General features: G+C 69.5%; 20 protein-coding genes. 10 read left to right on the forward strand and 10 right to left on the reverse strand.

Translation table 11 applies throughout. The features are described 5' to 3' along the window. Window positions 1-230 precede the first annotated feature (230 nt). From ABLG96_RS15875 to ABLG96_RS15895, 5 genes are all read left to right on the forward strand, one after another. Complete coding sequence (locus ABLG96_RS15875) at window positions 231-1709, forward strand: glutamate--cysteine ligase (RefSeq protein WP_353648311.1); 1479 nt, start codon at window positions 231-233, stop codon at window positions 1707-1709. Window positions 1710-1860: 151 nt separating this feature from the next. After that, window positions 1861-3819 (forward strand): methylmalonyl-CoA mutase family protein, encoded by a 1959-nt coding sequence (locus tag ABLG96_RS15880; RefSeq protein ID WP_353648312.1) that lies wholly within the window; start codon window positions 1861-1863, stop codon window positions 3817-3819. After that, on the forward strand, window positions 3816-6032 hold the full coding sequence (scpA, locus tag ABLG96_RS15885; RefSeq protein WP_353648313.1) for a methylmalonyl-CoA mutase: 2217 nt from the start codon (window positions 3816-3818) through the stop codon (window positions 6030-6032). Before ABLG96_RS15880 ends, scpA begins: the two co-directional genes overlap by 4 nt. After that, window positions 6032-7057 carry a methylmalonyl Co-A mutase-associated GTPase MeaB gene (gene meaB, locus ABLG96_RS15890; RefSeq protein WP_353648314.1) on the forward strand — a complete coding sequence of 342 codons (1026 nt, stop codon included), beginning with the start codon at window positions 6032-6034 and terminating at the stop codon, window positions 7055-7057. The genes scpA and meaB overlap by 1 nt, the downstream gene beginning before the upstream one ends. Beyond that, entirely contained in the window at window positions 7050-7616 is a 567-nt protein-coding gene (locus tag ABLG96_RS15895) for a GNAT family protein (protein WP_353648315.1), read from the forward strand. Before meaB ends, ABLG96_RS15895 begins: the two co-directional genes overlap by 8 nt. Before the next feature lie 269 nt (window positions 7617-7885). Here the strand turns inward: ABLG96_RS15895 and ABLG96_RS15900 are convergent, their stop codons facing one another. The 7 genes from ABLG96_RS15900 to ABLG96_RS15930 are packed head-to-tail and all read right to left on the reverse strand — an operon-like array spanning window position 7886 to window position 15861. Continuing rightward, a complete protein-coding gene (locus tag ABLG96_RS15900) occupies window positions 7886-8098 on the reverse strand; it encodes an SDR family oxidoreductase (protein ID WP_353651542.1) in 213 nt (70 codons plus the stop codon). After that, window positions 8031-8738 (reverse strand): response regulator, encoded by a 708-nt coding sequence (locus ABLG96_RS15905; protein WP_353648316.1) that lies wholly within the window; start codon window positions 8736-8738, stop codon window positions 8031-8033. Before ABLG96_RS15905 ends, ABLG96_RS15900 begins: the two co-directional genes overlap by 68 nt. After that, a complete protein-coding gene (locus ABLG96_RS15910; protein ID WP_353648317.1) occupies window positions 8738-11263 on the reverse strand; it encodes a DUF4118 domain-containing protein in 2526 nt (841 codons plus the stop codon). The genes ABLG96_RS15905 and ABLG96_RS15910 overlap by 1 nt, the downstream gene beginning before the upstream one ends. A gap of 56 nt (window positions 11264-11319) precedes the next feature. Then, the gene (kdpC, locus tag ABLG96_RS15915) at window positions 11320-12000 is read right to left on the reverse strand and encodes a potassium-transporting ATPase subunit KdpC (protein ID WP_353648318.1); all 681 of its coding nucleotides are present in this window, start codon (window positions 11998-12000) and stop codon (window positions 11320-11322) included. A 5-nt stretch (window positions 12001-12005) separates the two neighbouring features. Beyond that, window positions 12006-14120, reverse strand: a complete 2115-nt coding sequence (gene kdpB / locus ABLG96_RS15920) for a potassium-transporting ATPase subunit KdpB (protein WP_353648319.1) — start codon at window positions 14118-14120, stop codon at window positions 12006-12008. Beyond that, entirely contained in the window at window positions 14117-15778 is a 1662-nt protein-coding gene (kdpA, locus tag ABLG96_RS15925) for a potassium-transporting ATPase subunit KdpA (protein ID WP_353648320.1), read from the reverse strand. Before kdpA ends, kdpB begins: the two co-directional genes overlap by 4 nt. After that, the gene (locus tag ABLG96_RS15930) at window positions 15775-15861 is read right to left on the reverse strand and encodes a potassium-transporting ATPase subunit F (protein ID WP_353651543.1); all 87 of its coding nucleotides are present in this window, start codon (window positions 15859-15861) and stop codon (window positions 15775-15777) included. Before ABLG96_RS15930 ends, kdpA begins: the two co-directional genes overlap by 4 nt. Window positions 15862-16103: 242 nt before the next feature. Here ABLG96_RS15930 and ABLG96_RS15935 point away from each other — a divergent pair, with 242 nt between their 5' ends. From ABLG96_RS15935 to ABLG96_RS15945, 3 genes are all read left to right on the forward strand, one after another. Continuing rightward, entirely contained in the window at window positions 16104-17294 is a 1191-nt protein-coding gene (locus tag ABLG96_RS15935) for a serine/threonine-protein kinase (RefSeq protein ID WP_353648321.1), read from the forward strand. 88 nt (window positions 17295-17382) lie between these two features. Then, window positions 17383-18222, forward strand: coding sequence for a purine-nucleoside phosphorylase (locus ABLG96_RS15940; protein WP_353648322.1), 840 nt, complete (start codon window positions 17383-17385; stop codon window positions 18220-18222). Then, window positions 18219-19877 (forward strand): phospho-sugar mutase, encoded by a 1659-nt coding sequence (locus ABLG96_RS15945; protein WP_353648323.1) that lies wholly within the window; start codon window positions 18219-18221, stop codon window positions 19875-19877. Before ABLG96_RS15940 ends, ABLG96_RS15945 begins: the two co-directional genes overlap by 4 nt. Window positions 19878-19932: 55 nt before the next feature. Here the strand turns inward: ABLG96_RS15945 and ABLG96_RS15950 are convergent, their stop codons facing one another. From ABLG96_RS15950 to upp, 3 genes are all read right to left on the reverse strand, one after another. Beyond that, the gene (locus ABLG96_RS15950; RefSeq protein ID WP_353648324.1) at window positions 19933-20796 is read right to left on the reverse strand and encodes an META domain-containing protein; all 864 of its coding nucleotides are present in this window, start codon (window positions 20794-20796) and stop codon (window positions 19933-19935) included. 141 nt (window positions 20797-20937) lie between these two features. Continuing rightward, window positions 20938-22599 (reverse strand): VCBS repeat-containing protein, encoded by a 1662-nt coding sequence (locus tag ABLG96_RS15955; RefSeq protein ID WP_353648325.1) that lies wholly within the window; start codon window positions 22597-22599, stop codon window positions 20938-20940. A gap of 166 nt (window positions 22600-22765) precedes the next feature. Beyond that, complete coding sequence (upp, locus tag ABLG96_RS15960; RefSeq protein ID WP_353648326.1) at window positions 22766-23419, reverse strand: uracil phosphoribosyltransferase; 654 nt, start codon at window positions 23417-23419, stop codon at window positions 22766-22768. An 80-nt stretch (window positions 23420-23499) separates the two neighbouring features. On the opposite strand from upp, the gene ABLG96_RS15965 reads away from it, so the two are divergent. Both ABLG96_RS15965 and deoC read left to right on the forward strand, forming a co-directional pair. Next, on the forward strand, window positions 23500-24102 hold the full coding sequence (locus ABLG96_RS15965) for a DUF4190 domain-containing protein (protein ID WP_353648327.1): 603 nt from the start codon (window positions 23500-23502) through the stop codon (window positions 24100-24102). Between the two features lie 75 nt (window positions 24103-24177). Continuing rightward, the gene (deoC, locus tag ABLG96_RS15970; protein ID WP_353648328.1) at window positions 24178-25221 is read left to right on the forward strand and encodes a deoxyribose-phosphate aldolase; all 1044 of its coding nucleotides are present in this window, start codon (window positions 24178-24180) and stop codon (window positions 25219-25221) included. Window positions 25222-25238: the final 17 nt, after the last annotated feature.

The raw sequence follows: 25238 nt of genomic DNA on the forward strand, positions 1-25238 counted from the left end.
GGCACCGGCTAGTGTCGGACGCTCCGGTGGAGCCTCACCGGTGAGAGTTGTGCCGTCCGACAACCGTGCTTACCGAGAACCGTGCCGACCCGACAACCGTGCCGACCCGACAACCGTGCCGACCCGACAACCGTGCCGACCCGACAACCGTGCCGACCCGAACCGTGCTGACCGGCAACCGTGCCGACCGAGAACCGTGCGACCCGACAACCGAAGGGCGGGAGTCCGCAGTGGGAGATGACATCAGCAGTGGTCAGTTCACCCGTGAACAACGCCAGCGCTATCGGGAGAAGGTGCGCACCTGCCTCGACGTGTTCGAGCGCATGCTGGTGGACCACCACTTCGATTTCGACAAGCCGCTCACCGGCCTGGAGATCGAGCTCAACCTGGTCGACGAGCACCTTCAGCCGGCCATGCGCAACGCAGAAGTGTTGCACGCCATCGAGGATCCGGCGTTCCAGACCGAGCTCGGTCGGTACAACATCGAGCTGAACGTCCCCCCGCGGCCCCTGCCGGGGGAATCGGCGCTGGAACTCGAGGAACTGCTCAAGAACTCCCTGAACCATGCGGAGGAGCGGGCCAACGCCTCCGGTACCAGGATCGTGATGATCGGCATCCTGCCGACCCTGGAGCTGGAACATCTCGAGGGTGTCGAGTGGATGAGCGCGAACCCGCGCTACCAGGCATTGGACGAGGCTGTGTTCGCCGCCCGTCGGGAGGACCTGGAGCTCGACATCACCGGCGCCGACAGCCTGCGGGTGTTCGCCAGCACCATCGCACCGGAATCCGCCTGCACTTCCGTCCAGTTGCACCTGCAGGTCTCCCCCGCCGACTTCGCGCCGAACTGGAACGCCGCCCAGGTGCTGGCCGGCCCGCAGCTCGCGCTGGGCGCCAACTCGCCGTTCCTGTTCGGCAAGCAACTGTGGGCCGAGACGCGTACCGAGCTGTTCCTGCAGGCCACCGACACCCGCTCGCCCGAGCTGCGCAACCAGGGCGTGCGGCCGCCGGTGTTCTTCGGTGAACGCTGGATCACGTCGATCTTCGACCTGTTCGAAGAGAACGTTCGGTACTTCCCCGCGCTGCTGCCCGAGACCACCGACGAGGATCCTGAGGCCGTGCTGGCCGCGGGTGGCGCACCCAAGCTGCAGGAACTGCGGCTGCACAACGGCACCGTCTACCGCTGGAACCGTCCGGTGTACGACGTCGCCAACGGTCGACCGCACTTGCGGGTGGAGAACCGGGTGCTGCCGGCCGGGCCCACGGTCGCCGACGTGATGGCCAACGCAGCCTTCTACTACGGCGCGCTGCGCATGCTCTCGGAGGACGAGCGTCCGGTGTGGACGAAGATGTCGTTCGACGCCGCGAAGGCCAACTTCGACGCCGGCGCGCGGCGGGGTGTTGATGCCCTGTTCTACTGGCCGGGGTTCGGCGAGGTGCGCTGGGACGAGCTGATCCTGCGGCACCTGCTGCCGTTGGCCGACGAGGGCCTGTCCCGCTGGGGCGTCGCCACCAAGGCGCGTGACCGGTACCTCGGCATCGTCGCCGACCGCTGCCGGCTGCAGCGCAACGGGGCCTCCTGGCAGGTCGAGGCGGTAGCGGGACTGGAACGTCGCGGGATGGACCGTCGCGCAGCACTGGCCAAGATGCTGGAGCTCTACTGCGAGGGCATGCATGCCGGGGATCCGGTGCACACCTGGGAGATCCCGTGAGCTGCCCTCCCTCGAGGCGAACGGTCACTCGGCGAACGGTCACTCGGCGAACTGCCACTCGGGGACCTGCCAGTTGCCGGCAGGTCCGAGGTGGGGGGCCTCACGTCGCGCGGAGTTCAATATGTGGCGGCCCAGTGCCTACCATCGGACGATGAGTACACGGACGACGCAGTCCTCGGGATCAGCCGACCACTCCGCGGCTGTCGGCGCTCCATTTGACGAAGACAGCGCGCTTCCCGCCGGCCCGGTCCTCCTCGAAGGCGCAGCTCCACCTCCGCCGGAGCCCCGGATCAGCACTCCTGTCGAGCTCGAGCCCCCCACGGTCACCTCCGGCAGCTACCCACAGTGGATCGACGCCGCGGCCGGCGTGCTGCGCAAGGCGAAGCGGCTTCCGGCCGACTCGTCCGAACTTCCCGCCGACGAGCTGGCGCCGCTGGTGATCAAGACCCTGGCCCGCACCACCGGTGACGGTGTCCTCGTTCCGCCGTTGGGACGGAGCTCGGATGTCGCCGACGACCTCCCCGCCGGACGCCGCTCACCCCGCGTCGGGTCCTGGGACATCCGCTCCCTCGTCACCGTCGCCGACCCCGAGCTCGCGGCCGCAACCGCACTGGCCGAGTTGGAGGGTGGGGCGACTTCGCTGGTCATCGGGGTCGGCGGCGCCGGTACTGACCCGAGCGCGCTCGCCGCCGCATTGGCGCCGGTCCTGCTCGACATCGCTGCGGTGGTGCTGGATCCGGTACCGGGCTCGGAAGTTGCTGCGGCGCAGGCATTCTCGGCTGCCCTGCGGGACCGGGGCGTCGCGCCGGCCGCGGGGACGTCGTTCGGAGTCGACCCGGTGGGTGCGCTGCTGGACGGCCACGCCGGCTCAGGCGAAGGGGATCACTCGTTCCTGCCCGAGGTCCTCGCACTGGCCCACGAGTTCGGCGTGGGCGCGGTGACCATCGATGGCACCCGGGTCCACGAGCTGGGCGGCGGCGACGTCACCGAGATCGGGTGGAGCATTGCCGCCGGGATCGCCACCCTCCGGTCCGTCGTGGGGCAGGGCCGGACACCGGCCGAGGCGGCAGGGCTGATCTCGTTCCGCTATGCGGTCACCGACGACCAGTTCGGACAGATCGCGAAACTCCGTGCGGCACGGGCCATCTGGTCCCGGGTGCTGGAGCTGTCCGGAGTCGACCCGATCGGGCATCCGCAGTACCAGCACGCGGTCACCAGCCGCCCGATGACCTCCCGTTACGACCCCTGGGTCAACCTGCTGCGCGGCACGGTGGCCACGTTCGCGGCCGGGGTCGGTGGTGCGCAGGCGGTGACCACGCTGCCCTTCGACACCGCGCTCGGGCTGCCCGACGCCTTCGGCCGACGCATCGCCCGCAACGTCTCGCACCTGTTGGTCGGTGAGTCCCGGGTCGCGGAGGTGGCCGACCCGGCGGGTGGTGCAGCCGCGGTCGAGCAGCTGACCGATGCGCTCGCCCAGGCGGCCTGGGCTTTCGTCCAGCAGCTCGAAACCGCCGGCGGCGCAGACACCGAAGCGGCCGTCGCCCTGGTCCGTGAGCGAGCCACAACCGAGCGCGCGGAGCGGGACGCACTGATCGCGACCCGGAAACTGCCGCTGACCGGGGTCAGCGAGTTCCCCCATATCGGGGAGACGCTGCCGACCCGGGCAGCGGGTGAACCCTACGACCGCGTCAGCTGGCACTCCGCGTACGAGGACCTGCGTGACAAGCCCTGCGCTACACCGGTTTTCCTGGCCACGCTCGGGCCGGTCGCCGCCCACGCCACCCGCGCCGGCTTCATCACCAGTGCCCTCGCGGCAGTAGGGATCGGTGTGGTGCTCGGCGGGCCCACCACGGATGCAGCCGCGGTGGTCGCCGGGTTCACCGAGGCCTCGACGCCCGTCGCGGTGCTCGTCGGCACCGACGACGCCTACGCCCAGCAGGGGACCGACACCATTGCTGCGCTCCGTGCTGCCGGCGCCACCACAGTGCTGCTGGCCGGCAAGCCGCCCGCTGCTCTCACCGGGTCGCTCGACGGCTCGATCGCGTTCGGCGACGACATCCCCGCCCTGGGGCGGACACTCCGCACCGCGCTGGAAGGGAATACCGCATGAGCGCCACCACCCGAGCCGGTGTTCCGGCCTCGTTCGCCGACCTGCCGCTGCGCGGCGAATCCCCGGCTGCCGAAGCTGCCGAATCGCGGGTGCAGGCTGCCGAGCCCGAGGGGACCTGGACCTCTCCGGAGGGGCTGACCCTGAAGCGGCTCTACGGCCCGGATGACGTCGCCGGCCTGGACGCCCAGGACACATACCCGGGCCTGCCACCCTTCCTGCGCGGGCCCTATCCCACGATGTACACCACCCAGCCGTGGACCGTGCGGCAGTACGCCGGGTTCTCCACCGCCACGGAGTCGAATGCCTTCTACCGGCGCAACCTCGCGGCTGGCCAGAAGGGCCTGTCCGTCGCGTTCGACCTGGCCACCCATCGCGGCTACGACTCCGACCACCCACGGGTCGCGGGCGACGTGGGGATGGCCGGTGTGGCCATCGACTCGATCCTGGACATGCGGCAGCTGTTCGACCACATCCCGCTGGACACGATGAGCGTCTCGATGACGATGAACGGCGCCGTGCTGCCGATCCTGGCGCTGTTCATCGTGGCCGCCGAGGAGCAGGGGGTGTCGCCCGAGAAGTTGGCCGGCACCATCCAGAACGACATCCTCAAGGAGTTCATGGTCCGGAACACCTACATCTACCCGCCCGCACCGAGCATGCGGATCATCTCGGACATCTTCTCCTTCGCTGCGGCGAAGATGCCGAAGTTCAACTCCATCTCGATCTCCGGCTACCACATCCAGGAGGCCGGCGCGACAGCCGACCTGGAGATGGCATACACCCTGGCGGACGGGCTCGAGTACCTTCGTGCGGGCGTCGCTGCCGGGCTGGACATCGACGCGTTCGCGCCCCGGTTGAGCTTCTTCTGGGCGATCGGGATGAACTTCTTCACCGAGGTCGCCAAGATGCGGGCGGCCCGCGCGCTGTGGACCCGGATCGTCGCCGAGTTCGGCCCGAAGAGTCCGAAATCCCTGTCGCTGCGGACACATTCGCAGACCTCGGGCTGGTCGCTCACCGCGCAGGACATGTTCAACAACGTCGCCCGAACCTGCATCGAAGCCATGGCGGCGACGCAGGGACACACCCAATCACTGCACACGAATGCGCTGGACGAGGCGGTCGCGTTGCCGACGGATTTCTCCGCGCGGATCGCCCGCAACACCCAGCTGCTGCTGCAACAGGAATCCGGGACGACCTCGATCATCGACCCCTGGGGTGGGTCCTGGTACGTCGAGCGGCTCACCCACGACCTGGCGACCAAGGCGTGGGCGCACATCACCGAGGTCGAGGAGGCGGGCGGGATGGCCGCGGCCATCGAGGCCGGCATCCCCAAGATGCGCATCGAGGAAGCAGCGGCGCGCACCCAGGCCCGGATCGACTCCGGCACCCAGCCGGTCGTCGGGATCAACTGCTACCGGGTGGACGCGTCTGCGGACAGCCAGATCGAGTTCCTCAAGGTCGACAACAAGGCGGTGCTCGCCTCGCAGATCGCCAAGCTGGAGAAGCTGCGCGCCGAACGCGACACCGCAGCGGTCACGGCGGCGCTCGACGCCCTGACCGCTGCCGCCGGCACCGACCCGGGGCCCGAGCTGCAGGGCAACCTGCTCGCGCTGGCCGTCGAGGCCGCGCGCGCCCACGCCACGGTCGGTGAGATCTCGGATGCGCTGGAGAAGGCGTACGGCCGGCACACGGCCGTGATCCGTACGATCTCGGGGGTGTACCGACAGGAAGCTGGTGACGCGCCGAACGTCGCCGCCGTGCTCGCCGCGACCGAGCGATTCGCACAGGACGAGGGACGTCGGCCTCGCATCCTGGTCGCCAAGATGGGCCAGGACGGTCACGACCGCGGCCAGAAGGTGATCGTCAGCGCGTTTGCCGATCTCGGTTTCGACGTGGACGTCGGTCCGCTGTTCTCCACCCCGGAAGAGGTTGCGCAGCAGGCGGTCGACGCCGATGTGCACATTGTGGGAGTCAACTCGCTCGCTGCCGGGCACCTGACGCTGGTTCCGGCGTTGCGGGATGCACTTGCGGTCGCCGGCCGGCCGGAGACGATGATCGTGGTGGGCGGCGTGATCCCTCCCGGGGACGTCCCAGAGCTGCTGACGATGGGCGCCGCCGCCGTGTTCGGTCCCGGCACGGTGATCGCCGATGCTGCGCTGGATCTGTTGCGGCGCCTCGCCGCCCAGCTCGGTCATCCGGACCCCACGAGCTGATGCTCGCCTCCGCCTCGACGCAGGAGCTGACCGACGGGGTGGTCGCGGGGAGCCGTTCGGCGATCTCCCGGGCCATCACCCTCATCGAGTCGACCCGCATCGACCACCGGGCTCGCGCACGGGAGCTGTTGCAGCACTTGCCTTCTCCGGAGCGGCCAGCGACCAGGGTGGGCATCTCCGGGGTGCCCGGCGTCGGCAAGTCGACGTTCATCGAATCGCTGGGCCGGCTGCTCACCTCCACCGGTCATCGGGTGGGGGTGCTCGCTGTGGACCCGTCCAGTGCGCGCACCGGGGGTTCGGTCCTCGGTGATCGCACGCGGATGCCGCAGCTCACCGCCGATCCCGCCGCCTACGTGCGGCCATCACCGACGGCAGGAACGCTCGGCGGGGTGACGAGGGCGACCGCCCAGGCGATCACCATCCTGGAGTCGGCCGGGTACGACGTGATCCTCGTCGAGACGGTGGGCGTCGGGCAGTCCGAGATCGCCGTCGCCGGTATGGTCGACACGTTCCTGCTGCTCGGGCTGGCCCGCACCGGTGATCAGCTGCAGGGCATCAAGAAGGGCGTGCTGGAGATCGCCGACGTGGTGGCCATCAACAAGGCTGACGGAGACCGGGTCGTCGAGGCCTCGGCCGCCGCCCGCGAGCTGACCGGGGCGCTGCATCTGGTGCACGGCAAGGGAACGGCCTGGGTGACGCCGGTGCTGACCTGCTCGGGACTGTCCGGCGACGGCGTCGTGCAGGTCTGGAAGATGTGCCTGCGGCACGCGGAGCACCTCGGCGCAGAAGGCCTGCACCGCAAGCGATCCCGTCAGCAGTGGGACATGGCCTGGGCGCTGGTGCGCGAGGAGTTGCTGCAGCGGTTGGAGCGTTCCCCAGCTGTCCGGGAGCATCGCGGCGCGCTCCGACAGGCGGTGCTCGGCGGATCTCTCGGCGCCGCGCAGGCGGCCGACGAGATCCTGGCCGCGTTCGACGGAGCCGCCCCCCAAGAGACCAGCTCTGATGCGACTGTCGTCGTTGACTGACCCGGTCCCAATCGTACTGCGACCGTGGCAGACCACGGATGCGGCAGCGCTACTGGCGATCTTCGCCGCGAGCGACGACCTCAGCACCCAGTACCCGTCGCCGGTCACATCGCTTGCAGAAGCGGATGCCTGTCTGGAGAAGATGTTGGGGTGGGACGCGACTCGCAAGAACGCTGCCATCGTGCCCGGCCCGGATCTCGACGGCGACCCGGTGGGCAACATCGCTGTGACGGGTGTCGAGTTCCGCCACGGCACCGGTTGGGTCTCCTACTTCTCCTCGGGTGACGTCCGGGGCCGCGGTCACATCGGCAGAAGTGCTGCTGCACTGACGAACTGGGCCCTCGACCCGGCCGGTCTCGGCCTCGAGCGGCTCGAGCTGGGCCACCGCCTCAACAACCCGGCCTCGGGCGTGATCGCGCTGCGCGCAGGCTTCGTCCGGGAGGGCACCGAGCGCGCCAAGCTGCGCTACGGGGACGAGCGCTTCGACGTGGCAACCTATGGCCGTCTGCGGTCGGATCCGGCGCCGCGGCCGAGCGGCGTCCTGCTGTACCTGCCGTGAGCCGCCGAGGTGGTAGGTGAAATCGAGCGCAGTACGCCACCACGCGCGACCACGTCGCAGGCCACGCCCGATCACAGGCAGGCTCCTTGGCGAAAGCCGCGGCCGTACTGCGCGGGCCGGATCTCAAGACCGTCGCAGAGGCCGTGCTGGATCTGGACATCACGCCCCAGCTGGCCCGGGTTCTGGTTTCGGAACGCACGATCAGTGGCGCAGGCTCTCGGCTCGTCCCTCGCTCGGTCACCATCGGTCTGCCCGATCACCGACGGCGGTCAGAGATTCAGCATCCCGCCGTCGACCAGGTGGCTGCTGCCGGTGATGTAGGACGCGTCGTCGGAGAGCAGGAACAGCGCGAGCGTCGCTGCCTCTTCGGCGTCGCCCACACGGCCCAGCCGCACTTGTGCTGGAGCCCGACGGTCAGCTGCCGCTCTCGAACCGGTACCCCATTCCCGCCTCGGTGTGCAGGTACCGAGGATGTGCCGGATCGGGTTCGAGTTTGCGCCGCAGTTGCGCGAGGTACACCCGCAGGTAGTGGGTCTCGTTCTCGTACCCGGGGCCCCACACCCGCTCGAGCAATGCCTTCTGCGGCACCAGCTTCCCGGTGTGCCGGATCAACATCTCCAGCAGCTCCCACTCGGTCGGCGTCAACCGCACCGGCGACCCGCCCCGCACCACCCGTTTGGCCCCGAGATCGACGGTGAAGTCAGCGGTCTCGACGATCCCACCCTCGGGTGCGTCGCCCGACACCCGTTGTCGGCGCACCCCGACCCGGATGCGCGCGAGCAGCTCGTCCATCCCGAACGGCTTGGTGACGTAGTCGTCGGCGCCGGCGTCCAGCGCCAGCACCTTCTCCCCCGACGTCGCGCGCGCCGACAACACGATCACCGGGACGGTCGACCAGCCGCGGATCCCGGCCAGCACCTCGAGTCCGTCCAGATCCGGTAGCCCCAGGTCGAGGACCACCACGTCGGGATGGACGTGAGCGACGTCGATGAGCGCCTGCCGTCCGGTCTGGGCCACCGTCACCCGATACCCGTGCGCCGTCAGGTTGATCGCCAGGGCGCGGGCCAACGCCGCATCGTCGTCGACCACCAACACGCTCGCCGCTGCTTCGTCGGCGGCCATCACACCTCCCCCGCGACGTCGACGGTGTCAGCGGCACCGCCACCGATCTGCGGGGCCGTCGCCGGTCCGAGCACCGGGATCGAGATCGTCATGGTCAGGCCACCTCCAGGGGTGTCGTCGGCCTCGACGGTGCCGCCGACCGCTTCGGTGAGACCGCGGGCGACCGCCAGCCCCAGGCCGACGCCGGCGCCGCGCGGAACGTCGCCGAGCCGCTGGAAGGCGTGGAACATCGAGTCCCGCTGTTCCTCAGGGACGCCCGGCCCGTGGTCGGCGACCCGGATCTCCATCCGCGCGGCCACCACCCCGGCGTCGATCCGCACCTGTGAGTCCGTGTGCCGCAACGCATTCGCCACCAAGTTCGCCAGCACCCGTTCCAGCAGGCCGGCATCGGTGACGATCAACGGCAGCGCATCGGAAACCTCGTCCCGCACCCGCGATCTGTCCAGGCCGACGAGCGCTCGACCGATGATCTCGTCGACCGACGACGGCCGGAGCAGCGGAGCGATCGACCCGGTCTGCAACCGGGAGAGATCCAGCAGGTTCCCGATCAGGTCGTCCAGTTGACCGGCGGCAGCGGCGATCGATCCGGTGAGTTCCTGACGGTCGGCGGGCGGGAGCCGCAGCGAGGAGTCGAGCAGGCTGCTGACCGACGCGCTGATGGTGGCCAGCGGGGTCCGTAGGTCGTGCGAGACAGCGGTCAGCAGGGCCGTGCGAACGGTGTCGGTCTGCCGCAGCCGATCGTTCTGGGCCGCTTCGGCGGCCAGCATCACCTGATGCCGGGCCGCTCCCACCTGCCGCGCAACGGCATCCAGGAAGGTGGCGTTGTCGGCGGACAACGGTCGACCGTTCAACATCAGCTCCGCACCGTGCCCTGCGTCGACCGTCGTCGCGCCCTCCGGCGCCGGTGTCCCCGCCGGTTGCAGGACGGCCGAGGCCATCCCGAACGCCACCCTGACCTGCTCCAGGATCGTGGCCACCGGGTCGTCGGCGCGGGCCCCGCCGACCGCGATGGACGCCAGCAGCTGGGCCTGCTCGGAACGCAGCGCAGCCTCCCTGGTCCGCCGCCGCAGGCGGTCGACCAGGGCAGCCACCACGGCTGCGACGACGACGAACACCATCAGCGCGAAGGCATTCTCGGGGGAGGTGATGGTCAGCGAGCCGGTCGGTTCGGTGAAGAGGTAGTTCGCCAGCAGGCCGGCCCACAGCGCGGTGAAGACAGCCGGCACCACTCCGCCGATGAGCGAGGTGACCAGCACCCCGAGCTGGAACACGAACAGCACCGACGCCAGGTCCAGCGACTGCCGGAAGGCCAGCAGCGAGGCCGCCAACAGCGCCGGGACGCACACCGAGGCCAGCCAGGCGACGATCGTCCGGCGGACCGGCAGCCGACCGCGCCGGCGTACCGACGGTGCCGGTCTGAGCGTCACCACGTGGACGTCGATGTCCCCACTCGCATCGACGATCGCCCGGAACGTACTGGGCCGCAGGACCTTTGCAACACCGCGCCGCGCCGACGCGCCCACCACGATCTGGGTGCCGTTGACCCCGCGGGCGTAGGCGAGCACCGCCTCGGCCACGTCCTCACCCACCACCACCTGGAGTGTCCCGTCCACCGATTCAGCCACCGTGCGCAACCGTTCGATCTCGCTGGCACTGGCACCCAGGGAGCCGTCGGAGCGCAGCACGTGCACGGCCACCAGGTCGCGACCCTTGGCCCGGCCGGCGATCCTGGCCCCGCGGCGGATCAGCGCTGCGCCACCGTCACCCGCAGGCAGCGCCACCACGATGCGCTCCCGAGCAGCCCAGGTGGAGGTGATGCCGTGCCGCTCGCGGTACGTCGCGAGCCCGTCGTCGACCTGGTCGGCCACCCACAGCAGCGCGAGTTCGCGCAGCGCCGTCAGATTGCCCTCGCGGAAGTAGTGGGCCAGGGCGGTGTCGACCCGTTCCGCCGGGTAGACGTGGCCGTGCGCCATCCTGCGGCGCAGCGCCTGCGGAGTCATGTCGACCAGCTCGATCTGCTCGGCCGCCCGCACCACCGCGTCGGGCACCGTCTCCCGTTGCGGCACACCGGTGATCTGCACGACCGCGTCGTTCAGCGACTCGAGGTGCTGAACGTTGATGGTGGTGATCACGTCGATCCCGGCCGCCAGCAGCTCCTGGACGTCCTGCCACCGCCGGCGGTACCGCCCGCCGGGTGCGTTGGTGTGGGCCAGCTCGTCGACCAGCGCCACCTCGGGACGCCGCGCCAGCACCGCATCCGTGTCCATCTCGTCGAGCGCCACCCCGCGGTGCGAGACGGTTCGGCGCGGGATCGTCGGCAGCTCTCCGACCCGATCCCGGGTGTAGGTCCGACCGTGGTCCTCGACGACGGCGATCACGACGTCGGTCCCCCGTTCGGCCCGTCGGTGGCCCTCCTCGAGCATGGCGACGGTCTTGCCGACACCGGGCGCCGCGCCGAGGTAGACCCGCAGGCTGCCCCTGGCCACCTTCGAGCCGGTGGCACCGTCTCCCGGGGTCGGTGTCATCTCCCCAGTGTCGTCCGCCGCACGCTCGTCCGCCGTCACCGACTCACCGCCGTCCGTCAGCCCCTGAGTCGTTGCAGGGCCAGATTCAGCTCCAGCACGTTCACCTGCTCGTCGCCGAGGAAGCCCAGGATCCGCCCGTCGACGCGCTGCTCGACCAGGGCTGCGACGCTCGCCGGCGACAGGCCGCGGACGGCCGCGACCCTGGTCACCTGCAGCCGGGCGTAGGCCGGGCTGATGTCGGGGTCCAGTCCGCTGGCGGATGCGGTGATCGCGTCGGCCGGCACGGCCGACTCCGGGACACCGTTCAGTCTCGCGACCTCCGTCCGGCGCTGGGCGATGAGCTCGGCCAGCTCGGCGTTGTCCGCCGCCAGGTTGGAGCCGCCGGAGGACAGCGCGTCGTAGCCGTCACTGCCTGCTGCGGACGGTCTCCCGCTGAACCATTGCGGATCGGTGAACGACTGGCCGATCAGCGACGAGCCGACGGTACGGCCGGACGCATCAGTGACCAGGGATCCGTCAGCCCGGTCGGACATCAGCCGACCGACGCCGTAGACCACTGCCGGGTACAGCACGCCGAGCAGCACGGTCATCGCCAGCAGCAGTCGCAGGCCGATCAGCGACTGCCGCACCACCGTGCTCGCGGTGACGCTCGACGTCCCCACCTCGGACGGCGGGTGCGACTCAGAAGCGAGTACCGCGGACGACGCGGACGAGGAGTTCGGAGTGTCAGATGTCATGGTGTTCAGCCGATTCCGGGGATCAGGGAGACGAGCAGGTCGATGAGTTTGATGCCTATGAACGGCACGATGACGCCGCCGAGGCCGTAGATCAACAGGTTGCGGGACAACAACTTCGCCGCCGAGGTGGCGCGGTAGGAGACGCCACGCATGGCCAGCGGGATCAACGCAACGATGATGACGGCGTTGAAGATGACGGCCGACAGGATCGCCGACTGCGGTGTGGACAGCCGCATGACGTTCAGCGCCGAAAGGCCGGGGAACACCGTCATGAACATGGCCGGCAGGATGGCGAAGTACTTGGCCACGTCGTTGGCGAGCGAGAACGTGGTGAGCGCGCCGCGGGTGATCAGCAACTGCTTGCCGATCTCGACGATCTCGATCAGCTTGGTGGGGTCGGAGTCCAGGTCGACCATGTTGCCGGCCTCCTTGGCCGCGGCCGTCCCGGTGTTCATCGCCACCCCGACGTCCGCCTGCGCCAGCGCGGGTGCGTCGTTCGTGCCGTCGCCCGTCATCGCGACGATCCGCCCACCCGACTGCTCCTTGCGGATGTAGGCCATCTTGTCCTCGGGGGTGGCCTCGGCGAGGTAGTCGTCGACGCCGGCCTCCCTGGCGATGCTGCGGGCGGTGAGCTCCGAGTCGCCGGTGATCATCACCGTGCGGATGCCCATGGCTCGCAGGCCGGCGAACCGCTGCGTCATGCCCGGCTTGATGGTGTCCTTCAGGTGCACCACCCCGAGTGCGGCGCCCTCGTCGGCGACCAGCAGCGGGGTACCACCGTCGGAGGCGATCTCGTCGGCCACTGTCCTCAGCTCGACCGGCACCCGGACGCCCCGCTCGGCGAGCCACGCGGTCACCGCGCTGACAGCGCCCTTGCGCAGGAACCGGCCGCCACCGAGGTCGACACCGCTCATCCTGGTGCGGGCCGAGAACTCGACGATCACGCCGCCGCTGGTCCGCTCCCGCTGCACGTCCGGGTCGGCACCGGAGCGGGCACACAGCTCCAGCAGCGACTTGCCCTCCGGGGTCTCGTCCGCCAGCGAAGCGGCGGCCGCGGCCTCCGCGAGATGCTGGTCGTCGACGCCGGGTGCGGCGATGAGTCTGGCGGCCTGCCGGTTGCCGAAGGTGATGGTGCCGGTCTTGTCCATCAGCAGCGTCGAGACGTCACCCGCCGCCTCGACGGCCTTGCCGCTCATGGCGAGCACGTTGTGTTGCACCAACCTGTCCATCCCGGCGACGCCGATCGAGGACACCAGCGCACCGATCGTGGTGGGGATCAGGCAGACCAGCAGACAGACGAGAACCACCACCGACTGATCCGTCCCGGAGAACGCGGCCATCGGTTGCAATGCCATGACCACCAACAGGAACACGATGGTCAGCGAGGCCAGCAGGATGTTGAGCGCGATCTCGTTGGGGGTCTTCTGCCGCTGCGATCCCTCGACCAGCGCGATCATCCGGTCGACGAACGATTCGCCGGGCTTGGTGGTGATCTGGATGACCACCCGGTCGGAGAGCACCCTGGTTCCGCCGGTGACCGACGACCGGTCGCCACCGGATTCCCGCACCACCGGCGCGGACTCACCGGTGATCGCCGATTCATCAACGCTGGCAACACCTTCGATGATGTCGCCGTCACCCGGCACGATGTCCCCTGCCTCGCAGACGACGCGGTCGCCGATCTTCAGATCGGCCGCAGCGACGGAGCCCTCGGTCCCGTCCGCGGCGAGCAGCCGAGCAGCCAGGGTGTCCCGACCGGCGCGGAGCGATGCTGCCTGGGCCTTCCCGCGACCCTCGGCCACGGCATCGGCCAGGTTGGCGAACAACACCGTCAACCACAGCCACCCGGTGGCCAGCACCACGAACAGGCTCGGCTCGGTGAAGCAGAGCACGGTGCACAGCACGGCACCGACGAGCACCACGAACATCACCGGGATCCGCACCATGTGCCGTGGATCGAGGTAGCGCAGGGCCGTCGGCAGGGCCGCGAGCAGGGAGCGCGGACGGAACACCGAGGTCGGTGCGATCCTGTGGTTCGGAGCATCAGTGGTGACGGCCGGTGATGCGGCGGGCCGGGCAGCGGCGTGTGCACCGTCCCGGTCGGTGACGGGGGCGGTCATGACAGTCCTTCGGCGATCGGCCCGAGTGCGAGCGCGGGCAGGTAGGTGAGTGCGGTGACGAGGATGACCACGCCGAACAACATGCCGGCGAACAACGGCCGGTGGGTCGGCAGTGTCCCGGCGTCGACGGGCTTGATGCCCTGTCTGGCAACCGATCCCGCCAGGCCGAGTGCGAGGGCGATGCAAGCAAATCTGCCCACGAACATCAGGATCGCCAGCGTGACGTTCCAGAACGGGGTGTTCGCCGACAGGCCGGCGAACGCGGAACCGTTGTTGTTGGCCGCTGATCCGGTGGCGTACAGGATCTCGGTGAGGCCGTGCGGGCCCGGGTTGAGCACCGAGTCCTTGGCCCCCGGCCAGAGCAGGGCGGCGCCGGTACCCAGCAGCACCAGTGCAGGCGTCACCAGGATGTAGCCGGCGGCGTACTTCATCTCCCGGGCGCCGATCTGCTTGCCCAGGAAAGCTGGTGTGCGGCCGACCATCAGCCCGGCCACGAAGACGGTGATCACCGCGAGCACCAACATTCCGTAGATCCCGGAACCGACGCCGCCGGGGGCGATCTCACCCAGCAACATGTTGAGCAGCAGTGCGCCGCCGCCGAGCCCGGAGAAGCTGGAGTGCATGGAATCGACTGCGCCGGTGGAGGTCAGGGTGGTGGCCACCGCGAACAGCGAGGAACCGGGGATACCGTTGCGCACCTCACGACCCTCCATCGCAGCGCCGGCCGCCTGCATGGCCATGCCGGGGTGCGCGTTCTCGGTGAGCAGCGTGACGGTCAACGAGATCGCGAACAGCGCCGTCATCACCGCGAGGATCGCGTAGCCCTGCCGAACAGAGCCGACCATGATGCCGAAGGTGCGGGTCAGCGCGGTGGGCACGAGCAGGATCAGGAAGATCTGGAACAGGTTGGTGAAGGCGTTGGGGTTCTCGAAAGGATGGGCGGAGTTGGCGTTGAAATAGCCGCCACCGTTGGTCCCCAGTTCCTTGATCACCTCCTGCGAGGCGACCAGCCCGCCGGGGATGGTCTGCTGCCCGCCGCCGAGGGTGCTGATGGTGATCGGATCGGCGAGGTTCTGGATCACCCCGGCCGCGATCAGCACGATCGCGCCGATCACGCTGATCGGCAGCAGGACGCGCACGGTGATCCGGGTGAGATCGACCCAGAAGTTGCCGAGCCGGTCGGTGTTCTTGCGGATGAAGCCGCGGATGAACGCGGCCGTCACGGCGATGCCGACAGCGGCCGACAGGAAGTTCTGCACGGTCAGCCCGGCGGTCTGAGCGGTCATGCCGAGCGTCTGTTCGCCGGAGTACGACTGCCAATTCGTGTTGGTGACGAACGAGACCGCAGTGTTCAAGCCCTGATCGGCACCCATCCCGCTGAACCCGAGCGACTTCGGCAGCACCCCCTGGACGGAGACGATCAGCCACAGCAGGCCGATCGACACGACCGAGAAGCCCAGTACCGCAACGAGATACGTCCCCCAGCGCTGATCAGCCCGCGCGTCGATGCGGACCAGTCGGTAGAACGCGCGCTCGAGAAGCAGATCACGATCCGAGGTGAGGGTCCTGGCGATGTACCCGCCGAGTGGTCGGTGTGCGATCGCCAACAGGATCACCAGCGCCGCGATCGACGCCGCGGTGGCCGGTGCGCCGCTCATCCGAGCCGCTCCGGGACGATCAACGCAGCGACCAGGTAGCCGAGCAGCAGGATCCCCAGGATTCCCGCGACTGCCGTCATCATCAATGCCTTCCAGGTCGAGCCGGGTCGATTTCGAAACGGATGTCGAAACCGATGTCGAAACCGATGTCGATCGGAGGAGATCGACCAGGCAGACGCTAGGTCCGCTCCCCGATCGACTGCGGCAGTCCGGACGCACCCTTGACGGTCGGCGGCGGAATCTTGACGCGTCCTTGATGTGGGCCGGGGCGAGGCGATCGGCGCGCACCCGCCCACTCGACAACCCACCGGGGCACAATGAGCGGGTGACCCCAGCCCTGCCGCCCCGCGACGCCCGCGTGCTCGCGGCCCGCTACCGGCTGGACGAGGTGATCGGCAGCGGGTCGATGGGGACGGTCTGGCGGGCCTGGGACGAGGTCGTGCACCGGCGGGTGGCCATCAAGGAGATCAACATGCCGCCGGGCATGCCCGAGCACGAGATCCGCGCGCTGACCGATCGCACACTGCGGGAGGCGCGGGCCATCGGTGCGCTCTCGCACCCGCACGTGATCACGTTGTACGACATCATCGTCGTCGCCGACCGGCCCTACATCGTGATGGAGCTGCTGCAGGCACGGCCGCTGTCGCAGGTGATCAGGGACGAGAGGACTCTCAGCCCCGGACGGACAGCCCGGATCGGAGCCGCCGTCGCGGCTGCCCTGGTCGAATCCCACCGCGCGGGCATCACCCACCGGGATGTCAAGCCGGGCAACGTGTTGGTCGAGGATGCCGGCCGGGTGAAGCTGACCGACTTCGGCATCGCCAGAGCCATCGACGACGACACGATGACGTCCACCGGGCTGCTGATGGGCTCCCCCGCCTACATCTCACCGGAGGTCGCCGGCGGGTCTCCCGCGACACCTCTGTCGGATGCCTGGGGGCTGGGCGGGCTGCTGTTCGCCTGCGTCGAGGGGCGACCGCCCTTCGACAAGGGTGACCCGATCCCCACGTTGACCTCGGTGGTCTCGGACCCGGTCCCGCCGCATCCGCGCTCGGGGCCTCTCGGACCGGTGATCGATGCCCTGCTGCAGAAGGATCCGGAGCGCCGGATGAACGTCCGGGACGCAGGACAACTGCTCACCGAGATCTCCCGCAGTCACACCGACGACGGTCACCCCGACAACGGTCACCCCAACGACGGTCACATCAACAACGGTCACCCCAACGACGGGCGCAGCGGGGTCAAGGCTGCCCATGCCATCGCCCCTGCCTCGGCGACGCTGACCAACGGCACCCGGCGACCGGTGCAGCGCACGCCGGTGGCCCAGCCGCCTCCGCCCTGGGCCACCAGCGGGAATCCGCTCCCGGCCCTGGCCCCGTTGCCTGCCCCCAGTGGGCAGCCGCAGGGCCGGCCGCGCTGGCTGATCCCTGCAGCGGTGGCGCTGGCGCTGGTGGTCGCCGCGATGGCCTGGTTCGGTGTCCACCTGCTCTGGGATCTGGGGGACTCGCTCGGCTGAGCAGTGGTGGCCGGGCGCCCTGATGGCCCAGCCTGCGCCGAGCACCTAAGGTCGGCGTCATGAGCAACGATGCCGTGGACGGCGCCTGATGGATGACACTTCCTTCACTCCCGCCTTCGATCCCGCCGAGGCTGCGGCCGCAGCCCGGGCCGCTGCCGACACGGCGGCAGCCGCCCTCGCCCGGGCAACCGGTGTGCTGCACCACGATGTCGCTCTGGTGTTGGGTTCGGGCTGGGTCCCTGCTGCCGAAGCGCTCGGCACCCCGACCGCCGACGTCAGCATGGCCGATCTTCCCGGCTTCTCCGCGCCGGTGGTCGCCGGGCATGCCGGACGCGTCCTGTCGGTGTCGGTCGGCGACAAACAGGTGCTGGTCCTGTTGGGGCGCACGCACTTCTACGAGGGTCGCGGAGTCACGCCAGTGGTACACGGCGTGCGGACAGCCGTCGCGGCCGGCGCCGGGACTGTCATCCTGACCAATGCTGCGGGCGGTCTACGGGAGGGGATGAGCGTCGGTCAGCCGATTCTGATCAGCGACCACCTCAACGGCACCGCGACCTCACCGATCATCGGTCCGAACTTCGTGGACCTCACGGATCTGTACTCGCCCCGGCTGCGGAAGCTGGCGCGCGAGATCGATCCCACCCTCGAGGAGGGCGTCTATCTGCAACTGCCCGGCCCGCACTACGAGACCCCTGCCGAGATCCGGATGTACCGCACGTTCGGAGCCGACCTGGTCGGCATGTCGACGGCGCTCGAGGCGATCGCCGTCCGGGAGGCCGGCGCCGAGGTGTTCGGCCTGTCCCTGGTGACGAACCTGGCAGCCGGGATCACGGGTGAACCGCTCGATCATGCCGAGGTACTGGAGGCCGGACGCGGCGCCGCCAACCGGATGGGCGCGCTGCTGGCCGAGCTGATCTCGCGATCATGAGCGCGTTGGACGAGCAGGTCCGGCAAGCTGCCACCGACTGGATCTCGGCCGACGTGTGCCCGGCCGATCGAGACGAACTCCAGCAGATCCTCACGGCGGCGTCGAGCGGGAACGCATCCGCGATCGCCGAGCTCGAGGATCGGATGAGTGGACCGCTCGGCTTCGGCACCGCCGGACTGCGCGGACCGCTGCGCGCCGGACCATCCGGGATGAACCTGGTGGTGATGCGTCGCGCGGCGGCCGGGATCGCTGCCCACCTGCGTGCGAACGGCGGTACCCGGCAGTCCGTGGTGGTCGGTCACGACGCCCGGCACCGCTCCCGCGAGTTCGCCGAGGATGCGGCGAACGTGTTGTCGGCAGCGGGTTTCGACGTCGTCCTGTCGCCCGGTCCGGTTCCCACTCCGGTCACCGCGTTCGCGGTCCGTCACCTGCAGGCGGCCGCCGGGCTGCAGGTGACGGCCTCGCACAATCCTCCCCGCGACAACGGACTCAAGGTCTATCTGCAGGCCGGGGCGCAGCTGGTCTCGCCGACCGACGCAGCCATCGAAGCGGCCATCGCGGCTGCTCCGGCAGCGGGCGCCGTCAAAACCGACGGCAACCCCTCGCCCTGGCCGGACGACCTCGTCGATGCCTACCGCGCGTCGATCGCTGCGCTGGTGCCGGCCGGACACCGCGAGCTGCGCCTCGTCACCACCGCGATGCACGGGGTGGGTGGCCAGCTCCTGCTGGACGTGTTGCAGGACAATGGGTTCACCGATGTCACCGCTGTGGCCTCGCAGCAGGATCCCGATCCTGACTTCCCCACCGTCACGTTCCCGAACCCGGAGGAGCCCGGCGCCACCGACGCGCTGCTGGCGCTGGCGGATGAGCTCGGCGCCGATCTGGCCATCGCCAACGACCCGGACGCCGACCGGTGCGCCATCGGCGCTCGGTCGGCGGACGGGAGCATGCGGATGCTGCGGGGGGACGAGACCGGCGTCCTGCTGGGCGACCATGTGCTGGCTGGTCTCGACCGCGCCGCCCACCCGGATCCACTGGTCGCCACCACCATCGTCTCGTCCTCGCTGCTGGGCGCCGTCGCGGCGGCGCACGGCGCCCGGTACGACGAGACCCTCACCGGGTTCAAGTGGATCGTCCGGGCCGGTGACGGTCAGGGCACCGGGTTGGTGTTCGGCTACGAGGAGGCCCTGGGGCTGTGCGTCGACCCTGATCACGTCCGCGACAAGGACGGGATCAGCGCTGCTGCGGTGGCCGCGGTGATGGCGGCCGACCTCAAAGCACAGGGCCGCACGGTGTTCGATGCCCTCGACGAGCTGGCCGTGCAGCACGGGCTGCACGTCACCGATCAGCTCTCGGTGCGGGTGCAAGACCTGCAGCTCATCGGTGACGTGATGACCGGGCTGCGCGCTGCGCCGCCGGACACCCTGCTGGACACGAGCGTGTCGGCCACCGACGTGATGCCGCGCACCGACGCGATCGTGTTGCGGGGCAACGGCGTTCGGGTGGTGGTGCGGCCGTCGGGGACCGAGCCGAAACTCAAGGCCTACCTGCAGGTGGTGGTCCCGGTCGAGGGTGATCTGCCCGGAGCACACCGCCGCGGAGCCGAGCTGATCGCTCGGCTCCGCGGCGAGGTGGCGGGCGTGCTCGGCCTCTAGACGGCCCCGGTTCAGCGACCGGTCATGACCGGTCGCGGGCCGAGCTGCCCGCAGGTCATCGGGTGGTCGGCGGAATCGGGATCGCCGTTCCCATGGTGCCGAGCTCGATGGTGGCGCCGGAGATCGGCGTGCGCGGGGTGACCACCGGTCCCGTCTCTGCCTGGGTGGTCATCCCGCCGTCCGAGGTCGGTGAAGCCGGGTCCTCGGTGCGCGACGGGGCAGCGTCGGCATCGCCGGACCGCTCGAACACGACTGTCACGCCGGCTCCCTCGAGGGTGAGCGTGGTGCCGTCGACGGTGTAGCTGACACCCTCTGTCAGCCACTTCGAATACCAGGACTCCTGCTCCATGATCACGCCGCCACCGGCCTCGCAGGCCATCATCGTCGAGACGATCTGCGGGATGCTCAGGGCGTCGCCGTCGAAGACCGGGGCTCCACCCATGGAGTTGCACCCGGCATGCAGACCGCTGCGTTCACCGCTCGCGTCGAACGAGATCTTCAGCGGCGAACCCTTCACCGCCGGTCGACCCTTGATCGACGTCGCGGTGTACGCCGACCCCTTCACGGAATCGGGAACCGGGGTCCCGCCGGATGACTGCTCTGACTGTGAAGACTGCGAAGACTGCGAAGACATGGGGGGCTCCTGGCTCGACGGCTGGTTGCCGGAATTCCCGGCCGTTCCGGACGAACTGGTGCCGGAGGTGGAGGACGGGGTGGCACCGCCGTCCGACTGCGTGGGCGTGGCGGACGGACCGGCCGCGGCGCCGCCCGCACCGACATTCGTGTTTGCGGACTCGCCGCAGGCCACGGCGATCAGCGGAAGAGCAGTGACTGCCAGGATCGCGCCGAGTCGACGCAACCGACCATCACCGCGGGGTGATGCTGTCGGTCGTGTCGTCTGCTGGGCATTGCTGTGCATGGTTCTCCATCCTCGAGGTACCGAGTCGGGTTCGCACCGGGTTGCGGTGTCTCACCCGCAAGGACGGTCCCGCTCCACGAACGGGTTGCACGTCCCGGGTTGTACTTCCGAGGGATCAGCGTTCGACCGTCGCCAGGACGGTCATCGGGTCTGACCGAGGGGCGGGTACACGCTCGTCTGGTTGGTGACGCCGTTGCGGGCAGCGTTGATCTTGAAGGTCGGCCAGGAGCTGGCGCCCGCCGCCGTCGGGAAGGTGTAGGCCATCACCTGGGCGCGGTTGCCGCCGCTGCTCTTCGCCATCAGGGCGAAGTACAGCGTCGCCCCGCCCGCCCTGCTGACCAGGGTCGGCGAGGCGGACAGGCCGTAGAAAGTCTCCGGGATCTGGACGCTGACCACCGCCATTCTGGTGTGGTCGATGACGTAGAAGCTGTTGGAGCCGGCCGTGATCACCTCCTGGTAGCCGTCGTTGTTGACGTCGCCGATGATCGGGCTGGTGTGCGAGGTGGCGCACCGGCCACCGCTGATCTTGGCCGTGCAGATGTGGGCCAGCCGGTGCCACTTCGTGTCGATGATGTCCGTGTACCCGGTGTCGTCGGTGATGACGATCTGTTGCCGGCCGGAGTGGGTGATGTCGCCGATCGCCGGGGAGGAGAACGTCCGGCCGAGCATCGGGACCGTCTTGATGGTGCGGCCGTTGCGGTCCAGCACCCAGGTCTGCTTACCGGCGCCGGGATAGAACAGGCCGGTGCCGACGATGATCTCCTTGCCCGAGTCGCCCGCGATGTTCGCCACCGCGGGGGTGGACCAGACCACCTGCCCGGGGATGAACTTCGGCCAGCCCGGCCGCAGACGGCCGTTGTGGTCGTAGACGGTGACGAAGCCGCCCTTGCTGTGGTACTTGACGTTGCAGATCTGGGTGCCAGCACCGCCGCAGTCGTAGCCGAAGATGATCTCGGACCAGCCGTCGTTGTCGATGTCGCTGACCACTGGGGACGACCAGACGGTGTCCTTCACCCAGATCGGGAACCCGCGCTTGTTCGCGCCGGTCGCGACGTCCCACGCGTACACCTGCTGGGTCCAGGTGGTGGCGACCAGGTACATCCTGCCGTTGCGGTCCAGGTCAGCCACGGTGGGCGTGCCGAAGACACCGTTGTACTTGCCCTCGAAGGAGACCCGCTTGTGGAACACGACCCGAATCCGGCCGCCGGTGAAGGAGTAGACGTAGACGTGCCCTGCCTTGTTGGCGATGGTGACGTACAACTGGCCGCCGGGCTTCATCCGGAACAGACCGGGCGAGGCCGCGATCGGCCCGCCGGTCTGCACCACGAACAGCTGACGTCCGCTCTTCTGGCTCCAGACGTGCACCGTCCCGTCCAGGTAGGCCCCGATGATGTCGGTGTCGCCGTCCGTGTGGTTGGTGACGTTGCCGACCACAGCGGCGGAGAAGGCCTCACCGTTCGCCGTGGTCCGCGTGGTCCCTTGCAGGTAACCACCGTCGTAGACCTTGCTGCGGACCGGGGTGCCGATCCGTTTCGGCGCGGCGACTGCCGCCGCGCTCAGCAGTGACGGTGCAGCTGGTGCGGCGGTACGTGCCGCCGCACTCCCGGAATCGAGCAGCGACGGACGAGCAGGCGACGCAGCAGCCGGCCGCACCTGCGGCTGGGCAGCCGCAGCACTCGCGGGCTGGGCCACGGGCGCTGCAGGGGAGGCGCTGGAGCCCGGAGCGCTCAGGACGAGCGACACCAGCACGATCGACGACAGCATCGCCGCAACACCGGCACCCTGGGGGCGGGAGAACCTCATGATCGTCCTCGAATTCGTCAGCACTCGGTCACTGGCGGACCGGGACGGTCACCTAGTAGGCACACACCGTAAGCACCGCCGACGAACAGCGCCACCGGGGGCGTCAGTTTCGGAGGGATTCGACCAGATCGTCCGGTGGACCCTCGTCGGATCGTCCGATCCGCGCTCAGACCGCGCCGAACTGGCGGTCTCCCGCATCTCCCAGACCGGGCACGATGTAGGCCGAATCATTGAGCCGCTCGTCGACGGAGGCGGTGATCACTCGGACCGGGAGCCCGGACTCGGCCAGCCGGACCAGCCCTTCCGGGGCGGCCAACGCGCAGACCGCCGTCACCGCGGTGGCGCCCCGGTCGACCAGCAGCTGGATGGTGTTGACCATCGATCCGCCGGTGGCGAGCATCGGGTCCAGGACGAACACCGGGCGTCCGGCCAGGGACGCCGGGAGGGACTCCATGTACGGCGTCGGCTCATGGGTCTGCTCGTCGCGGGCCATCCCGACGAAGCCCATCTGCGACTCGGGGATGAGTGCGTGGGCGATGTCCGCCATCCCCAGGCCGGCCCGGAGCACCGGCACCAGCAGCGGCGGATTGATCAACCGGGTCCCGCCGGTCCTGGCCACCGGGGTGTGGATCTGGACGATCTCGGTCGCCAACCCGCGACTGGCCTCGATCACCAACATCAGGGTCAGATCGCGCAACGCCGCCCGGAAGGACGCGTTGTCGGTACGGGCGTCGCGCATCGTCGACAGCCGTGCGGCAGCCAGTGGATGCTCGACGACGACGACGTCGAATCCGGCGGGGATCTCGTGCGGTGCAGGCATACCGGCAACGCTAGATCATCGCGATCGGCCGGGTCGATCCCCGACCGGGTCGCCGGCAGGCTGGCCCCTATCCTGGCACCATGAGCGAACCGGGGGACCAGGGCCAGCAGTCGACCGCTGCGGACTCCGGAAGTTCGGCGCAACCGCACGTCCCGGTGGAGGCCCACCTCCCGACCGATGCGTATCCGACTGCGTATCCATCTACCTATCCGATGCCCGACCCGTCCCCCGCTGCGCCGGCCTGGGAAACGGTGCCGACGTACCCGGCCGCAGCGCCCGCGTACCCCGCAGCCGACCCGTACGGCTACCAGGGTGGCGCAGTCCCGCCGGTGCAGCAGCAGTACCGCCCTGGCGCCCACCCCGTTGGGTCCTACCAGCCGTACGGTTCCGCCGGGCGGAATCCGGCCGGCTATCCGTATGCCGTCCGCGAGGCCCCGATGTGCGGGCTTGCCGTCGCCTCACTGGTGTGCGGCATCGTCTGGGTCTACTGGATCACCTCGATCCTGGCGATCGTCTTCGCGGCCGTCGCACTCGGGAAGATCAAGCGCGAAGGGTTGCGCGGCAGAGGACTGGCGATCGCCGGTCTGGTACTCGGCCTCGTCTGGATGGCGCTGCTGGGGCTCGCCCTGATCGGATTCGTCGTCGGCGGGACCTCCGGGGTGGTCCCGTTCGCCGGCAACTGACCACCTCCTCGAGCCCCTGACCAGCACCGATGCGCACGACTCTGCGGTTCGGGGACGGATCCCTAGGATGGTCCGATGACCACCACACAGGGCAGTGTTGCTTCTGGGAGGGACACCGTTGCTTCTGGGAGAGACGCCCCCGGCACGGCCCGGCCCGCGACTGCGCCCGCGGCGACGACGCTCCCCCCGGACCTCGCCGATGCCACCCGCGACGAGCAGAGCCTGCGCCGGTTCCTGGCCGGACTGCCGGGCGTGGATCCGGTCGGGCTCGAACAGCGGTCGGCCGGCCTGGCCACCCGTTCGATCAAGAAGGCCAGCAAACTGGCGGCGATCGACCTGGCCATCTCGATGGTGGATCTGACCACCCTGGAGGGCTCCGACACCCCCGGCAAGGTGCGCTCGCTCGCTGCCAAGGCCCGCCGCCCCGATCCCGACGTACCGGGTACGCCATCCGTCGCTGCGGTCTGTGTGTACCCCGACATGGTTGCGTCGGCGGCAGAAGTGTTGCGCGGCAGCAGCATCGGGATCGCCTCGGTCGCCACCGCCTTCCCGTCAGGACGATCCGCCCTGCCGATCAAGCTCGCCGACACCAGGCTCGCCATCGAGTCGGGCGCCACCGAGGTCGACATGGTGATCGATCGAGGTGCGTTCCTGGCCGGCAACTACGGCAAGGTGTTCGACGAGATCGTGGCCGTCAAGCAGGCCTGCGGCGCGACGAGGCTCAAAGTGATCCTGGAGACCGGTGAACTCGGCACCTACGACGACGTGCGCCGGGCCTCCTGGTTGGGCCTGTTGGCCGGCGGCGACTTCATCAAGACCTCCACCGGCAAGATCTCGCCGGCCGCGACGCTGCCCGTCACGCACGTGATGCTGCAGGCGGTCCGTGACTGGTACGACCGCACCGGCGAGCGTCGCGCGGTCAAACCCGCCGGCGGGATCCGCAACACCAAGGACGCTCTTCGCTACCTGGTCGCCGTGCGCGAGGTAGCCGGTGACGAGTGGCTGGATCCGTTCCTGTTCCGCTTCGGCGCCTCCTCGCTGCTCAACGACCTGCTGATGCAGCGCCGGGCCCAGACCCAGGGTCACTACAGCGGCCCCACGTACGTCACCGTCGACTGACTGACTGAACGGAATCC

Origin of the sequence: Nakamurella sp. A5-74 (genome assembly GCF_040438885.1) — a bacterium.
Taxonomy (GTDB): Bacteria; Actinomycetota; Actinomycetes; order Mycobacteriales; family Nakamurellaceae; genus Nakamurella.

Bases quoted from the DNA above. Each gene is read 5' to 3' on its own strand.
- ABLG96_RS15880 (WP_353648312.1), top strand. From the start codon at position 1,861: ATGAGTACACGGACGACGCAGTCCTCGGGATCAGCCGACCACTCCGCG.
- scpA (WP_353648313.1), top strand. From the start codon at position 3,816: ATGAGCGCCACCACCCGAGCCGGTGTTCCGGCCTCGTTCGCCGACCTG.
- meaB (WP_353648314.1), top strand. From the start codon at position 6,032: ATGCTCGCCTCCGCCTCGACGCAGGAGCTGACCGACGGGGTGGTCGCG.
- ABLG96_RS15905 (WP_353648316.1), bottom strand. From the start codon at position 8,738: ATGGCCGCCGACGAAGCAGCGGCGAGCGTGTTGGTGGTCGACGACGAT.
- ABLG96_RS15910 (WP_353648317.1), bottom strand. From the start codon at position 11,263: ATGACACCGACCCCGGGAGACGGTGCCACCGGCTCGAAGGTGGCCAGG.
- kdpC (WP_353648318.1), bottom strand. From the start codon at position 12,000: ATGACATCTGACACTCCGAACTCCTCGTCCGCGTCGTCCGCGGTACTC.
- kdpB (WP_353648319.1), bottom strand. From the start codon at position 14,120: ATGACCGCCCCCGTCACCGACCGGGACGGTGCACACGCCGCTGCCCGG.
- kdpA (WP_353648320.1), bottom strand. From the start codon at position 15,778: ATGAGCGGCGCACCGGCCACCGCGGCGTCGATCGCGGCGCTGGTGATC.
- ABLG96_RS15930 (WP_353651543.1), bottom strand. From the start codon at position 15,861: ATGATGACGGCAGTCGCGGGAATCCTGGGGATCCTGCTGCTCGGCTAC.
- ABLG96_RS15940 (WP_353648322.1), top strand. From the start codon at position 17,383: ATGGATGACACTTCCTTCACTCCCGCCTTCGATCCCGCCGAGGCTGCG.
- ABLG96_RS15945 (WP_353648323.1), top strand. From the start codon at position 18,219: ATGAGCGCGTTGGACGAGCAGGTCCGGCAAGCTGCCACCGACTGGATC.
- ABLG96_RS15950 (WP_353648324.1), bottom strand. From the start codon at position 20,796: ATGCACAGCAATGCCCAGCAGACGACACGACCGACAGCATCACCCCGC.
- ABLG96_RS15955 (WP_353648325.1), bottom strand. From the start codon at position 22,599: ATGAGGTTCTCCCGCCCCCAGGGTGCCGGTGTTGCGGCGATGCTGTCG.
- upp (WP_353648326.1), bottom strand. From the start codon at position 23,419: ATGCCTGCACCGCACGAGATCCCCGCCGGATTCGACGTCGTCGTCGTC.
- ABLG96_RS15965 (WP_353648327.1), top strand. From the start codon at position 23,500: ATGAGCGAACCGGGGGACCAGGGCCAGCAGTCGACCGCTGCGGACTCC.
- deoC (WP_353648328.1), top strand. From the start codon at position 24,178: ATGACCACCACACAGGGCAGTGTTGCTTCTGGGAGGGACACCGTTGCT.